13 protein-coding genes are annotated in these 14,770 nt (G+C 71.6%); 9 read left to right on the top strand and 4 right to left on the bottom strand.

What is annotated here, in order from left to right; all coding sequences use genetic code 11:
- Positions 1–286 precede the first annotated feature (286 nt).
- Complete coding sequence (locus VGD70_RS10710; RefSeq protein WP_331080640.1) at positions 287–1,027, top strand: M23 family metallopeptidase; 741 nt, start codon at positions 287–289, stop codon at positions 1,025–1,027.
- Here VGD70_RS10710 and VGD70_RS10705 read toward each other — a convergent pair.
- On the bottom strand, positions 1,017–1,292 hold the full coding sequence (locus VGD70_RS10705; RefSeq protein WP_331080638.1) for a hypothetical protein: 276 nt from the start codon (positions 1,290–1,292) through the stop codon (positions 1,017–1,019). The genes VGD70_RS10710 and VGD70_RS10705 overlap by 11 nt on opposite strands.
- Positions 1,293–1,435: 143 nt before the next feature.
- Positions 1,436–3,793 carry a DNA helicase PcrA gene (gene pcrA, locus VGD70_RS10700; RefSeq protein WP_331080636.1) on the bottom strand — a complete coding sequence of 786 codons (2,358 nt, stop codon included), beginning with the start codon at positions 3,791–3,793 and terminating at the stop codon, positions 1,436–1,438.
- Between the two features lie 326 nt (positions 3,794–4,119).
- On the opposite strand from pcrA, the gene VGD70_RS10695 reads away from it, so the two are divergent.
- The 7 genes from VGD70_RS10695 (at position 4,120) to VGD70_RS10665 (ending at position 11,084) form a co-directional block, all read left to right on the top strand.
- On the top strand, positions 4,120–4,425 hold the full coding sequence (locus tag VGD70_RS10695; protein WP_331080634.1) for a chorismate mutase: 306 nt from the start codon (positions 4,120–4,122) through the stop codon (positions 4,423–4,425).
- Positions 4,426–4,488: 63 nt separating this feature from the next.
- On the top strand, positions 4,489–4,794 hold the full coding sequence (locus VGD70_RS10690; RefSeq protein ID WP_331080632.1) for a hypothetical protein: 306 nt from the start codon (positions 4,489–4,491) through the stop codon (positions 4,792–4,794).
- 95 nt (positions 4,795–4,889) lie between these two features.
- Positions 4,890–5,621 (top strand): PIG-L deacetylase family protein, encoded by a 732-nt coding sequence (locus VGD70_RS10685; protein WP_331080630.1) that lies wholly within the window; start codon positions 4,890–4,892, stop codon positions 5,619–5,621.
- A gap of 117 nt (positions 5,622–5,738) precedes the next feature.
- Positions 5,739–6,707, top strand: coding sequence for a hypothetical protein (locus VGD70_RS10680; protein WP_331080628.1), 969 nt, complete (start codon positions 5,739–5,741; stop codon positions 6,705–6,707).
- 326 nt (positions 6,708–7,033) lie between these two features.
- The gene (locus VGD70_RS10675; protein ID WP_331080627.1) at positions 7,034–7,852 is read left to right on the top strand and encodes a hypothetical protein; all 819 of its coding nucleotides are present in this window, start codon (positions 7,034–7,036) and stop codon (positions 7,850–7,852) included.
- Positions 7,853–8,077: 225 nt separating this feature from the next.
- Positions 8,078–9,439, top strand: coding sequence for a serine/threonine-protein kinase (locus VGD70_RS10670; protein ID WP_331080625.1), 1,362 nt, complete (start codon positions 8,078–8,080; stop codon positions 9,437–9,439).
- 34 nt (positions 9,440–9,473) lie between these two features.
- On the top strand, positions 9,474–11,084 hold the full coding sequence (locus VGD70_RS10665) for a serine/threonine-protein kinase (protein ID WP_331080623.1): 1,611 nt from the start codon (positions 9,474–9,476) through the stop codon (positions 11,082–11,084).
- Between the two features lie 17 nt (positions 11,085–11,101).
- Here the strand turns inward: VGD70_RS10665 and VGD70_RS10660 are convergent, their stop codons facing one another.
- Positions 11,102–11,779 (bottom strand): response regulator transcription factor, encoded by a 678-nt coding sequence (locus VGD70_RS10660; RefSeq protein WP_331080621.1) that lies wholly within the window; start codon positions 11,777–11,779, stop codon positions 11,102–11,104.
- A gap of 56 nt (positions 11,780–11,835) precedes the next feature.
- Positions 11,836–13,104 (bottom strand): PspC domain-containing protein, encoded by a 1,269-nt coding sequence (locus VGD70_RS10655; RefSeq protein WP_331080641.1) that lies wholly within the window; start codon positions 13,102–13,104, stop codon positions 11,836–11,838.
- Between the two features lie 157 nt (positions 13,105–13,261).
- On the opposite strand from VGD70_RS10655, the gene VGD70_RS10650 reads away from it, so the two are divergent.
- Positions 13,262–14,599, top strand: coding sequence for a PspC domain-containing protein (locus VGD70_RS10650; RefSeq protein WP_331080620.1), 1,338 nt, complete (start codon positions 13,262–13,264; stop codon positions 14,597–14,599).
- Positions 14,600–14,770 lie beyond the last annotated feature (171 nt).

Here is a 14,770-nt window from a genome sequence, read left to right as displayed (position 1 = left end):
CGAGGGCGCCACTCGAATGGCCGACACAAATCACGGAAGTTGCTCTAAGCGCTTTCCCTTCGTTACTGTCCCCCGGTCCGTTGTCACGGTCCGGTCACGAATTGGGCAGGGTCGGCAACCTGAATGCCGACCAGCCGGGATCCCCCGCCCGGTGCCCGCGCTTTGCTCGACCCCAACGAGCAGGCGTTCGAGCCCGGACTCCCCGAGACGGAAGGACAGGCAGGCCTTGGCCCGACACCGCTCCCCCGGCGGCGAAGACTGGGAGTGCGCAGCGCTTGAAGAAGCGATGACGGAGCGCACCTCCACCCGCATCCGTGGTATCCACCGGGTGTCCCCCCCGTCGTCCGCGTTGCGCGGGCGAGTCGTCGTCGCTGCTGTGGCCGTTGGCGCGTTCGCCGCGGCTGCGGCTGGTCAGACGCTCAAGGCCGGACAGTCCCCCGACGTCACACCCCTCGCGGACAGCAAGGACGCCTCCGCCGCCATCGGTATCGGTGGCGACGCCTCAGCGGCCGCTCCCGAGATCCTGACCGTCGCGAAGGTCTCCGCGGCTCCGCAGGAGTCGCAGAAGATCCTCGCCAGCGACAAGATCGTCCAGGCGCGTGCCGAGAAGCTGGCCGCCGAGGCCGCCGAGCGGAACCGCCCCAGGTACGTACAGCCCGCCCAGGGCCGGCTGACCTCGGGCTTCGGCGCCCGGTGGGGCACGACCCACTACGGCCTGGACATCGCCAACCGGATCGGCACGCCGATCGTGGCCGTGGCCGACGGAACCGTGATCGAGGCCGGCCCGGCCAGCGGCTTCGGCCTCTGGGTCCGCATCCAGCACGCCGACGGCACCATCAGCGTCTACGGCCACATGGACACCTTCTCGGTCCACGAGGGCGAGCAGGTGCGCGCCGGCGAGCAGATCGCACGCATGGGCAGCCGGGGCTACTCCACCGGCCCGCACCTGCACTTCGAGATCTGGGACCCCAGCGGGATGAAGGTGAACCCCCGGCCGTGGCTGGCCGAGCACGGCATTACCTTCTGACCGACCCCGCGTCACGCACGAAGTAGGCCTGGGCGACGCGCCACACGCCACACATGGCGCCTCGCCGCCTACGCCCGCAGCCGCCGCAGCGACCCCGCGCGGTCGGCTGGTGCTCCTCGAGCAGCGCTCGCCAGGCGGCGACCAGCCTGCGTACCTCGATGGCCATCTTGCGCTGCCGGGCCGCCTCGTTGCCGGCCAGCCCCTCGACCGCGTCGAGGTAGCGGCCGACACTCTCGGCGAACACCCGGAACAACATCTCGTCCACACTTAGGTCCCCCTGCCTGGCCTCGTCTGCCTGTCTCTGCGGGACTGTGCGTCCCGTCGGTGTGGAGTCAACCCGATGGCACCGACAATTTTCGCACAGGTGTTCGAGGCGCGCCGGACGAGGGTCCTGACGAGGTCAGAAAATCAGAGCTTCACCAGGGGAACGCTGCCGATCAGCATCAGCCGGATGGTGCCCGACGTGCCGAAGTCGATGGTGGCCGTGGCCCGCGGGCCCACGCCGTCGGTGGCCACCACGGTGCCCACGCCGTACTTGTCGTGGTTGACCCGGTCGCCCACGTTCAGCGACAGCGCGGGGGTGTCCTTCCACCCGCGCGCCGGGCCGAACCCCGTCTGGGCACCCTCACCACGCGACCGGATGGCCTCCGACCGGCGGGAGCCCCACGAGGTGGGCGCGCTCGGCGCGGCCCGCTCGGGCTGCACCCGCCGCCAGTCGACGAGGTCCGCGGGGATCTCGTCGAGGAACCGGGACGGCGGGTTGGTCATGGGCTGGCCCCACGCCGACCGCACGATCGCGCGCGACAGGTAGAGCCGCTTCTGCGCCCGCGTGATGCCCACGTACGCCAGCCGGCGCTCCTCGGCCAGCTCCGTCGGGTCACCCAGCGCCCGCATGTGCGGGAAGATGCCGTCCTCCCAGCCGGTGCAGAACACGACCGGGTACTCCAGGCCCTTCGCGGTGTGCAGGGTCATCAGCGTGACCACGCCCGTGGACTCGGTGTCGTCGTCGGGGATCTGGTCGGCGTCGGCCACCAGCGACACCCGCTCGAGGAACGCCGCCAGCGAGCCCGGCTCGACGCCGGTATCGGGCTGCGGGTCCTCCACGCCGTCCAGCGCGTGGGCGAACTCCCGCGCGACGGTGACCAGCTCGGTGAGGTTCTCGACCCGCGTGGCGTCCTGCGGGTCGTCGCTCTCCTCGAGCTCGGCGCGGTAGCCGGTGCGCTCCAGCACCGCCTCCAGGACCTCGGCGACCTCGTGCCCCTCGTCGACCATCCCGCGCAGGCTGTCGACGAGCTCGACGAACCCCGCGATGGCGTTGCGCGACCGCGGGTTGAGCAGCGCCACCTTGTCCTCGACCGCCTCCCGCAGCGCGGCGTTGAACGAGATGCGCTCCTTGTCGGCGTGCGCGGACACGCACGCCTCGGCCCTGTCACCGATGCCCCGCTTGGGCACGTTGAGGATGCGCCGCAGGCTGACCGTGTCCTCCGGGTTGGCCAGCACCCGCAGGTAGGCCAGCGCGTCGCGAACCTCGCGGCGCTCGTAGAACCGCACGCCGCCGACCACCCGGTAGGGCAGCCCGAGCCGGACGAAGATCTCCTCGAACACCCGGGACTGGTTGTTGGTGCGGTAGAACACGGCGACGCCGGCATAGGTGAGGCCGTCGCCGGAGTCCATCAGCCGGTCGATCTCGCCGGCCACGAACGCGGCCTCGTCGTGGTCGTTGTCGCCGACGTAGCCGACGATCTTCTCGCCGTCGCCCAGCGCGGTCCACAGCCGCTTGTCGCGCCGGTTGGGGTTGCGGGAGATGACCGCGTTGGCCGCGGACAGGATGGTCTGCGTGGAGCGGTAGTTCTGCTCCAGCATGATCGTGACGGCCTGCGGGTAGTCGCGCTCGAACTCCACGATGTTGCGGATGGTGGCGCCGCGGAACGCGTAGATCGACTGGTCGGCGTCGCCCACGACGCACAGCTCGGCGGGCTCCATGCCGTTCTCGCCCGTGCCGACGAGCTCGCGGATCAGCGTGTACTGCGCGTGGTTGGTGTCCTGGTACTCGTCGACGAGCACGTGCCGGAACCGGCGGCGGTAGTGCTCCGCGACGTCCGGGTAGGTCTGCAGCAGCTCGACCGTGCGCATGATCAGGTCGTCGAAGTCGAACGCGTTGGCCAGCCCCAGCCTGCGCTGGTACTCGACGTAGACCTCGGCGGCGCGGCGCTCGAAGTCGTTGGCCGCCGCCTCCTTGGCCGCCTCCGGACCGATGAGCTCGTTCTTGAGGTTGGAGATGTGCGCGGCGAGCCCGCGTGCGGTGTACCGCTTGGGGTCGATGTCGAGATCGCGCGACACCAGCGTGATGAGCCGGCGCGTGTCGTCGGCGTCGTACACCGAGAAGCTCGACTTCATGCCCAGCGTGGCGGCGTCGCGGCGGAGCACCCGCACGCACATCGAGTGGAACGTGGACACCCACATGGCGTTGGCCCGGCGGCCCACCAGCTCGACCACCCGCTCGCGCATCTCGGCGGCGGCCTTGTTGGTGAACGTGATCGCCATGATCTGGCCGGGATGCGCGTCGCGCTCGGCGAGCAGGTAGGCGATGCGCCTGGTGAGCACCCTGGTCTTGCCCGAGCCCGCGCCGGCCACCACGAGCAGCGGCGAGCCGGCGTGCTGGACGGCGCGGCGCTGCTGGTCGTTGAGGTCGGCGAGCAGCTCGGCGCCGGAACGCCGGCGGGGCTTCGCGGGAGCTTGCGGAGGCAGTTCGAACAGAGTGCTCACGATTGCGCCTCGCAGGCTCGGCCCAACCGCTCGCGGTCGCCCTGTGACATTGATTCGCTCGCAGGCTCGCTCATGATTAGTCCAACGTTACCGGCCCGCACCGACAAGAACGACGCGGCAAGCCGAGGGCGGGTGGACAGTTCGCGCGCGGTGGTGCCAGAATCGATCCCGTGCGAAACCGCCACTTCGAGTTTTTCTACGGGATCCGGACTCCGGCTCCCGTTGTGGCGTAGCGCCCGCCAACACACAACGAAGCCCCGGAGTCCTCGGACCCGGGGCTTCGTCGCTCGCGGGCCAGGGCGCCGGCAGACCGCAAGGATGACGACATGCCCTCCACGACCCCGACCACTGGAGACGACACGGTGGACGAGAAGCCCAGCCTGCCCGCCGATGACGAGATCGCCGAGCTGCGCAAGGAGATCGACTGGCTCGACGCCGAGATCCTGCGGCTGGTGAAGCGCCGCGTCGAGGTCTCCCAGACCATCGGCGCGGCAAGGATGGCGGCCGGCGGGCCGCGCATCGTCTACAACCGCGAGATCGACGTCCTGGCCCGCTACCGCGAGCTCGGCGCCGAGGGCCGCAGGCTCGCCATGGCGCTGCTCAACCTCGGCCGCGGACCGCTGGGCCGGTAAAACCGCCAGATTCTCAGGGTTCTCACCGATCCACGGCCCGCGGGACACAGGCACACTGGAGTCATGCTCAACCTGATCGCCGTCATCATCGCCATCGCCGCGGTGGTGGCCACCCTCGCCCACGCGGGTTACCTCGCCATGCTCAACTCGGCCGCCACCAAGCGGGCCGGCGGAACACCGATCGCGCAGTACGTGCGGTCGCGCTGGCCGGTCGCCGGCATCACCACCGCCGGGGCACTCCTCGCCTGGGTGCTCACCAGCGGAACCGGCATCGCCGACGTGCTGGCGATCATGCTCGCGGCCGGTTCCGGCGTGGGCGCGACCAAAGCACTGCAGTCGACCCAGGAGCGGTACCGCACGGGCGAGTAGAACGCGCGGTATCCAGGGTCACTCGGTCGAGTGATCCATCCGGAACATGCCGACCCCGGCTCTCAAACCGTGGGCAACGGCTTACTCTGGCGCGGGTGAGTACCCCGACTTCCAGGGGGGATGTGCGGACGGCGCTGGTCGTCACCGCGCACCCGGATGACGTCGACTTCGGCGCCGCCGGCACCGTCGCGGTGTGGACGGCCGCGGGCGTCGACGTCTCGTACTGCGTCGTCACCTCCGGCGAGGCGAGCGGCGACCGGCACCGCGACGCCGCCGAGATGGTGCGGATCCGCCAGGCCGAGCAGCGCGCCGCGGCCGCCCAGGTCGGCGTCTCCGAGGTCACCTTTCTCGGCTACCCCGACGGCGCGGTCGTGCCGTCTTTGGCGCTGCGCCGCGACATCACCCGGGTCATTCGCCAGGTGCGGCCGGACCGGGTGCTCACCTGGTCGCCGGAGATCAACTGGGAGCACGTCGCCACCACGCATCCGGACCACCGGGCCACCGGCGAGGCCACCTTCGCCGCCGTCTTCCCCGATGCCCGCAACCCGCACGCGCACCCCGAGCTGCTCCGCGACGAGGGCCTCGAGCCGTGGACCGTGCGCGAGCTGTGGCTCACCGACGGCCCGGCGCACCTGCGCAACCACGCGGTCGACGTCACGGACACTTTTGACAAGAAGCTGGCGGCACTGCACGCCCACGCGTCACAAACCGGCGGCAACGACACCCTCGACGAGGGCCTCCGGCGCGCCTTCGCCGACGTCGCGCGCCGGTTCGGCTTTCCCGAGGGGCGGCTGGCCGAGGCCTTCCAGGTGGTCGACACAAGCTGAGTTGTGACGGATCCGTCGCACCGCGTCACGACCCGGAAGGAGAGAGGTCTCACAGCCATGAGTAGCGGGGGCTGGCCCTCGAGTGGGCCACGTCATGGCAGGCACCGGCCTGGTTCGGTGAACTCCGCCTGGACCCCGGCGGTCCGGCCGAGCGAGGCCGGGCAGCTGCCGACACACGCCAGGCTCGACTTCGGTCCGCCGTCCATCCCACAGCCCGTCGAGGACGACGACACGGCGCCGCTCGCGCTGGTCGTCCCGCACCCGCGCGCCGTCCTCGACGACGAGCCGGTCGTCCACGTGCTGGGGCCGGAGACGCCGCCGCGCGGGCTGCGCAAGTTCGACCTCGGCACCGTGCCGGCGTCGGTCACGCCGCCGCGCACCTGGCGCAAGGCCGCGTGGTTCGCGGTGGGCACGTCGGCGGCGGTCGTGTGCGGCCTCGCGGTGGCGGCGGTGCGGTTCGTCGGCACCCCGCTGGCCTCCGACACGATCCGGGAGCTGCCGGCGTACCCGACCCAGCAGCTGGAGATCGAGAAGCTCCCCGTCGACGAGACCTCGTCGGCCGACCCGACCACCAGGTCGACCCGGCCGAGCACGAAATCCACCCCGAACCGCCCGGACACGGTCCGCCGCACCAGCGACGCCCCCAAGCCGGGCACGTCGGGAGAGCCGGACACGTCGCTCCCCGGTTCCGCGGACCAGACCTCCGGCCCGACGCACACGACGTGGACCGAACCCCCACCCCCGGCCCGGACGACGGTCGGCCCGGCCCCGGTCACCCCCACCAACCCCCAGGCGATGGGCGACCGGACGGAAGAATATTTCCGCCTGGTCACGCAGGACCCGAAGGCCGCCCACGACATGTGCACGGGCGGCATGGCGCGCGAGGGCCCGGAAGGCATCGAGGCGAGGTACGAGGGCGTGTCGAGGGTCGAGGTCCAGGACATCACGATCGACCGCAACCAGGCGATGACGACGAGCACGGTGAAGGTGGTCAGAGAAGACGGCACGGAGACGGTCGAGAAACGCCAGCTGACCTTCACGTGGGGCGGAGACCCCAAGATCAGCGACGACGCGGCATCGGGATGAGAGCTGAGGCTTGAAGAGGCTGGGCTGGGTGGTGTGCGCCGTGACGAGAAGGACCCGGCCGACAAACCAGACGACGGCCGCCGAACCAGAGCGAGCCACAGGACAGCGACAACTCGATTACAAGTTGAGCTGCCGTTAGGCCATTCGAGTGAAGATTCCGGCCACCCATCGCACCGTTCGGGTGATCCACACGGAAATACTGGCGTCCAGGGCGAGACGCGCGGTAACTAGTTGGCCCTCACGCAACGCACGGAGGCCAGCACACAGTGGATCGTCTGACGTCCGGACGGCGGCATGTACGCGCCGGCTCGGTATCCGTCACCGAGTTGATCACCAAGCAGGCCGCCCGACCCGAGCCCCCGGTATCGGTCCCGCCGCTGTTCCAGGCACCGACCGACCTGCCGGCCGAGCCGGTGATCGCGGCGGGGACAGGGGCGCTGGCCATCCCGGGGTCACACCGGCGACCACCGTCCCGCGGGGCCCAGCTCGCCAAGCTGACCAGCCTCGGCCTCGCCACCGCCATGCTCTGCGGGGCGGTCGGCGTCGCCTCGATGATCGCGCATCAGCGGGACGAGGACGCCCGCACCGCCGGCCGCGCGGCCGCCCGGATCACCGGTGAGCAGGCGTTGCTGCCCGGCGAGCTCACCCGCAAGCTGCCCGGGACCAGGCACGGAGCCGCCGGGGCCGCCGAGGCCGCGCCCAAGCCCGCGCCGCGCGCCGAGCCGACGAAGGCAACGACGACGAGTACCGGGTCCGACCAGATCGAGGCCCGCCCACCGGCCCGCACCGGCGCCGAGCCCAGGGCGAGCGCGTCGGCCACCACCCTGCCGGTCGTCCAGCTCCCCACCTCGGACCTCGAGCTGGTCCGCGCGTTCTACAAGCTCCTGCCGAGCGACCCGCAGGAAGCCTTCCACCTGATCTCCCCGCAGCTGCTGCACTCGACGCTCGGCACCTTCCTCGACTCCTGGTCGCTGGTCCGCTCGGTCGACGTGGTCGACATCCGCCAGCAGGGCGACGACATCCTCGCGATCGTCCGCATGCGGCTGGTCACCGGCGGGCGTCTGCAGCTCGAGCAGTTGCTCACCGTGGCCGACTCACCACGCCGGATCGTCGGCGTCGAGCTGCTGTCCGCCCAGCGCAACTGATCTACTAGGCTCCTGAGCCGTCGTACACGGTGCGGTCCGCATTCGTGTGCACAGAGTGAACGCCTAGCCTGGTGTCGGTCGGCGTACGTGGGCCATCCGCTGTTCGTGTGGCGATGAACACGCCCGCGCCAGCCCGGGAGGTTTCTGTGCCGGACGGTTCAGGTATCCCCACGCTCTCGGAGTCGGCATGAGCGATGGCCCGCACGCAGGGAGGGACTAGGCGCGATGACCGATGAGGGTCGCCTGGTGGCCGGGCGCTACCGACTGGTTCACCGCATCGGCACCGGTGCGATGGGCGTGGTCTGGCAGGCGCACGACGAACGGCTGAACCGCACGGTCGCCGTGAAGAGACTCCTGCTGCAACCGGGCCTTCCTCCGGACGAGCAGGCCGAGGCCGTCGCGCGATGCATGCGTGAGGGCCGGATCGCCGCCAAGCTCCACCACCCGAACGCCATCGCGGTGTTCGACGTGGTGGACGAGGACGGCGTGCCCTGCCTGATCATGGAGTACCTGCCGTCCAAGAGTCTCGCCATGGTGATGGCCGAGCGCGGTCCGCTGCCGGCCCGCGAGGTGGCCCGGATCGGCGCCCAGTCCGCGGCCGCGCTGGCCGCCGCGCACGCGGCCGGCATCGTCCACCGCGACGTCAAGCCGGGCAACATCCTGCTGGGCGACGACGGCTCGGTGAAGATCACCGACTTCGGCATCTCCCGCGCCACCGACGACGTCACGGTCACCAAGACCGGCATGATCGCCGGCACCCCCGCCTACCTCGCGCCCGAGGCGGCCATCGGCCAGGAGCCGACGCCGGCCTCGGACGTCTTCTCGCTGGGCTCCACGCTGTACGCGGCGGTCGAGGGCGAGCCGCCGTTCGGGCTCACCGAGAACACCCTGCAGCTGCTGCACGCGGTGGCCGCCGGCCGCATCAACCCGCCGCTGCAGTCCGGGCCGCTCACCGGCGTGCTCACGTGGCTGCTGGCCGCCGAGCCGGAGCGCCGGCCGTCCACCTCGCGCACCCGGGACCTGCTGGCCGCCGTGGCCGCGGGTGAGGTCCCGTCCATGCCGTCGATGCCCCGGGTGCTGCCCGTGATGCCGCCGTCGGACGACGCCACCCGGATGGTCAGCGGCTACGACGACTACGGCGACTACAACGACTACGGCGACGAGACCACCCAGCTGGTCGGCGCCGGCGACCGGACGCGCTCGGTGCGGCCGGTGCCCGCCGCGCCGCCGCAGTCCTCCCGCTCACGCAAGCCGCTGGTGTTCGCCGGCATCGTGCTGGTGGCGCTGATCGCCGCGGGTGCGTGGCTGCTCTCCGGCCGGGACACCGCGCCGCCGCGGAACACCGACACCAACCCGGTCAACGAGGCGCCCAACAGCCAGGTGGTGGCCCCGACGTCCTCGACGACCACCGACCCCACCACGCAGGCCTCCGTGGACGAGACGACCACGACCACCCCGGAGCCGACCACCACGACCACGCCGAGTCCTACCACCACGACCACCACCACCACGACGACCACCACGACCACTACCACGACGACGACCACCACGACGACGATCCCGCCACCTACGGGGGCCACGAATTGACTTGTGACGGGGATCGAGGGCTTGGGGGATGGTCGTGACGGCTGAGGGTGGCCTGGTCGGCGGGCGCTACCGGCTCGGGACGCGGATCGGCAGCGGCGCCATGGGGATCGTCTGGCAGGCGCACGACGAGCGCCTGCACCGGACCGTCGCCGTCAAGCAGATGCTGTTGCAGCCCGGGCTCAGCGAGGCGCAGGCCGAGGAGTCGCGGCGAAGATGTATGCGGGAGGGGCGCATCGCCGCCCGGCTCGCGCATCCCAATGCGATCACCGTCTACGACGTGGCCGAACACGACGGCGACCCATGGCTGATCATGGAGTACCTGCCGTCGAAGAGCCTGGCCACGGTCCTGTCCGAGCGCGGCACGCTGTCGCCGCAGGAGGCCGCCGGGATCGGCACGCAGGTGGCCGCGGCGCTCGTGGCCGCGCACGCCGCGGGCATCGTGCACCGCGACATCAAGCCGGCCAACGTGCTGCTCGCCGACGACGGCACGGTCAAGATCACCGACTTCGGCATCTCCCGCGCGACGGGCGACGTCACGGTCACCGCCACCGGGATGCTCGCCGGCACGCCCGCCTACCTCGCGCCCGAGGTCGCCAAGGGCGAGAACCCGACGCCCGCGGCGGACGTGTTCTCCCTCGGCTCGACGCTGTACACGGCCATCGAGGGCCACTCGCCGTTCGGGCTCAGCGAGAACACGCTGGCGCTGCTGTACGCGGTGGCGGCGGGCAACATCTCCCCGCCGCGGCACGCGGGGCCGCTCACGGCGCTGCTGAACCAGCTGCTGCGGGTCGACCCGGCGGAGCGGCCGTCGCTCACCACCGCGCGGGACACGCTCGCGGCGGTGGCCGACGGCAAGCCGGGGTTCATCGGGGCGGCGGGCGCGCCGACCGACCGGATCGCCAGCAACCGGCTGCCGCCCCCGCCGCAGCAGATGCCGCTGGGTCCGCCCACGCCGCCACGGCCGAGTCAGCCGCCGCACTGGGCCAAGCAGGACCAGACCCGGCTGGACGTGCACCCGTTCTCCGAGCCGACGCCGTCCGGTCCGCTGCTGCGGGAGCCGGTCCCGTCCGGCCCGCTGCCGGCCGCCCGCCGGTCCGGTGGCGGCAGCCGGGCGCGGTCGATCGTGCTCACCGTGCTGGCCATCGTCGCCGCGATGCTGGTGGGGATCCTGGTGGCCAGCCTGTTGTCCGCCGGCCGGGACCGCAACAACGGCCAGGCACAGCAGACCCCGACGACCCAGCAGCAACAGCCGCTGCCCGCACAGACCACGTCGGAGACCACCACCACGACGACGACCACACTGTCGCGGCCGACCGGGGCGGACTACCAGCAGGCGGTGCGCGACTACTACGCCCTGCTGCCGGGCAACACCGGCCAGGCGTGGGAGGTGCTGACGAAGCGGGCCCAGGCCAAGTCGAAGAGCAAGCGCAGCTACCAGCGCTTCTGGGACACGATCGCGTCGGTCGAGGTGCTCGACACCCAGTCCGCGGGCAACCGGGTGGTGGCCACGCTGCGCTACGTGAACAAGGAGGGCGCGGAGGCCACCGAGGCCACGTCCTTCGCCGTCATCCAGCGCGACGGCAAGCTCATGATCGACAACTTCGTCCAGGTCGGCAGCGGCAACCAGAACAACGGCGACAACTAGCGCTCGGCGCCGCCGTCCTAGACCAGCCGGCGGTCCGAGGCCCAGCGGGACAGCTCGTACCGGTTCGACAGCTGGGTCTTGCGCAGCACGCTCGACACGTGTGTCTCCACCGTCTTCACCGAGATGAACAGCTCCGCCGCGATCTCCTTGTAGGCGTACCCGCGCGCGAGCAGCCGCAGGACGTCGCGCTCGCGCGGGGTCAGCAGGTCCAGCTCGGGGTCGGAGATCGGCGCGGCACCCGGCCGGTCGGCGAACGCGTCCAGCACGAAACCCGCCAGCCGCGGCGAGAAGACCGCGTCGCCCTCGGAGACCCGCACGACCGCGCGCACCAGCTCGTGGCTCGAGATCGTCTTCGTGACGTAGCCCCGCGCGCCGGCCCGGATCACGGCGATCACGTCCTCCGCCGCGTCGGACACCGACAGCGCCAGGAACACGACCTCCGTGTTGTCCGCCCGCACCCGGCGCAGGACCTCGGCCCCGCCGCCGTCGGGCATGTGCACGTCGAGCAGCACCACGTCGGGCTTGCGGTGGCCGATGCCGGCGACCGCCTCGCCGACCGTGCCCGCCTCGCCCACCACCTCGACGTCGTCGGTGATCGAGTCCAGCTCGGCGCGCACGCCGGCCCTGAACAGGCCGTGGTCGTCCACGAGGAACACCCGGACCGGGCGCTTCCCGCCTTCGCTGGCTGCGGTCACGGCAATCTCCTCCACGAGGCCTACGAGCAGAACTACGAGCGGAACTACGGGCAGAGCTACGAGCTGACGGTCTCCCGCGGCATCTGCAGCTGCACCTCGGTGCCCTCCCCGGGCGCCGTGCGCAGCCGCAGCTCACCGCCGTTGCGCTCCATCCTGCCCCGGATGGAGTCCGCAAGGCCATGCCGGTCGGCCGGAACCGCCCGGACGTCGAAGCCCTTGCCCCGGTCGCGGACGAAGATGGTGACCCGCTCGGGCTCCACCTCCGCGTACACGCTGACCTCGGAGACCTCCGCGTGCTTGGCCGCGTTGACCACCGCCTCGCGGGCCGCGAACACCAGCCCGGTGAGCCGCTCGTCGAGCTCGCAGTCGCCGACGACGACCTGCTGGACCTGGATCGCGAACGTGTCCTCGACCTCGCCGCAGGACTGCGCGACCGCCTCGGCGAACGTCATACGGTCGTCGCCGTCCTCCGACCGGCCGGGGCCGTACCCCGCCGGCCCGTACAGCCAGCCCCGCAGCTGCCGCTCCTGCCCGCGCGCCAGCCGCAGCACCTCGCGCGGCGCCTCGGACTGCTTCTGGATGAGTGCGAGCGTCTGGAGCACCGAGTCGTGCAGGTGCGCGGCGATCTCCGCGCGCTCCTCGGTGCGGATGCGGGCCGTGCGCTCCTCGCCCAGGTCGCGGACCAGGCGCAGCCAGAACGGCACGGTCAGCACCGCCACCCCGATGAGCGTGGCCAGCACCGACAGCAGCGCGAACTGCATCTGGTCGAGGTTGACGCTGCGGATGAGGAACACGACGATGCCGGTGATCACCAGCGCGGCCCCGGACAGCACCCGGACCAGCGCGGTGCGCCCGCCCTGCCCGAGCACCACCGAGCGGGCGCGGCGCCGCTGCGAGTCGTCGGCCTCCCGCCACACCAGGGCGATACCGACGAGCGTGACACCCAGGCCGCCGGCGACCCAGCCGTTGAGCGTGCCGGACAGCGTGCCGGCGCCGATGGCCAGGCCGATGCCCAGCGCGAGCATGCCGCGGGCCTGCTGGCGTTCCCTGCGGGAGACCTCGGTGGGCCGCTCCTCCGGCCGCTGCTGCGGCACGAACACCCACAGCAGCCCGTACGCGAGCACCCCGGCCCCGCCGAGCGCGGCGAGCAGCGCGAACGCCATCCGCACCCACAGCACGCTGATGCCGAGGTGGTCGGCGACGCCGCCGGCGACCCCGGCCACGGCACGGCCGTACCGCCGGCGACGCATCTTGACCACGTCGTCGGCCGGCACGGGCGCGGTCGAGGCCGTTCGCTCGACGTCGCGCTTGTTCTCCGCGGTCATCACCACCTGTGCTGCCACCCCACCATCGTCACACGGTCAGCATGCTCCTTCATCGGGGAAATACCCGGAACAGTGGTGGTCGCCGGGTTCGCCTCGGGGTCAACATCAGGGGTGGTCCCCGATGTGCCGGGCGCCGCGGGGAAGCATGCTCGTCACCGTGAGTGGGACACAGGGATCGCCGAACGCCGGCATGGCCGGCGTCGAGGACACCGTCAAGGACTTCTGGGCGACGCGGCCGAGACGGCCGCGGCGTGGCCGAAAGATCGCCGGCGTGGCCGCCGGCATCGCCAACCGCTATCGGATCGACCCGACGCTCGTGCGGGTCGGCTTCGTCGTCGCGGCCATCTACGGCGGCGCGGGCGTCATCGCCTACGTGCTGGGCTGGCTCTTCCTGCCCGAGCAGGACGACGAGGTCTCGCCGGTCGAGTCGCTGATGGGGCGTGGCCGCAGTAGCACGTCGAGTGGGTTCACCGTGCTGCTGGGCCTGGCGCTGATCCCGATGTTCGGCTGGTTCTTCGGCGGGCTGTTCCCGGGCTTCCCGGGGTTCCTGAGCGTGGTGGTGATCGTCGCGGCCCTGTACCTGCTGCACCGCAACCGCGGCCACCTCAACCCGATCTCGACCGAGCCGCCGGCCGCCGCCGCGTCACCGGAGCAGCCGCCGCCGATGCCGGCCATGCCGACCATGCCGTTGCAGGACGTCGCGCCGACCATGCCGATGGCGACCCCGACCGCGTCCGCCCGGGTCCGCGAGCCGATTCCGTCGCCGTCCCCCGAACCCCCGCCACGGGACACCCCGCCGGCCTGGGACCCGCTGGGTGCCGCGCCGTTCGCGTGGGACCTGCCGGACCCGACCCCTCCCGTCGTGGAGGAGGAGGACGAACCGGCGCCGCGCCGCCACAAGTCGCGGATCGGCCTGCTGACGGTGGGGGTGGCGCTGATCGCCGCGGCCGTGCTCTCGATGGGCATGGGCGGCTGGATCAGCCCGCAGCACATCATCGGCATCACGCTCGCCATCCTCGGTGCCGGCATGGTGGTCGGCTCGTTCGTCCGGGGTGGGCGTGGGCTGATCGGCCTGGCCGTGCCGCTGGCGGTGGTCGGCATCGGGATGACCACGGTGTCGCCCGACGGCTGGCGCGGCGTCGGTGACATCGACGTCAAGCCGACCGCGGTCGAGCAGGTGCTGCCCAACTACGAGCGCTCGGTCGGCTCGATCCAGCTGGACCTGACCGCCCTCCCGGCGACGGGCCAGGTCGACACCCGGATCAACCTGGGACTCGGCGACGTCACCGTGATGCTGCCGAGGACCGCGAACGTCGAGCTGAGTTGCGTGTCCGGCGTAGGTTCGGTGGACTGCCTGGGCCGCAACCAGTCCGGGCCCAACAACGACCTCGTCGAGCTCACCGACGAGGGCAGTGACAAGGGCCCGGGCGGCCTGGATGTCAAGCTGACGGTCGACGTCGGCACGGGAAGCGTGGAGGTGAGCCGCCGTGGCTGAGAAGACCCGCGAGGGCCGGCGGTGGCCGGACTTCTTCACCCTGCTGACGGGCCTGGCCGCGCTGTTCGTGTCGAGCTACGTGCTCACCGACGGCAACCTGTGGCTCCCGACGATCGACCCGAGGTGGCTCATCACGGGCGCCGCCCTGTTCGTCGGCCTGCTCCTGCTGGC

The organism is Actinophytocola sp. (assembly GCF_036402745.1).
Taxonomy (GTDB): Bacteria; Actinomycetota; Actinomycetes; order Mycobacteriales; family Pseudonocardiaceae; genus Actinophytocola.
The sequence above is the reverse complement of the archived record's forward strand: the minus strand, read 5'-3'. Positions and strand labels throughout refer to the sequence as shown.

Coding starts and splice junctions, on each gene's coding strand:
- VGD70_RS10670 (WP_331080625.1), top strand. CDS start 8,078: ATGACCGATGAGGGTCGCCTGGTGGCCGGGCGCTACCGACTGGTTCAC.
- VGD70_RS10690 (WP_331080632.1), top strand. CDS start 4,489: ATGCTCAACCTGATCGCCGTCATCATCGCCATCGCCGCGGTGGTGGCC.
- VGD70_RS10710 (WP_331080640.1), top strand. CDS start 287: ATGACGGAGCGCACCTCCACCCGCATCCGTGGTATCCACCGGGTGTCC.
- VGD70_RS10695 (WP_331080634.1), top strand. CDS start 4,120: ATGCCCTCCACGACCCCGACCACTGGAGACGACACGGTGGACGAGAAG.
- VGD70_RS10655 (WP_331080641.1), bottom strand. CDS start 13,104: ATGACCGCGGAGAACAAGCGCGACGTCGAGCGAACGGCCTCGACCGCG.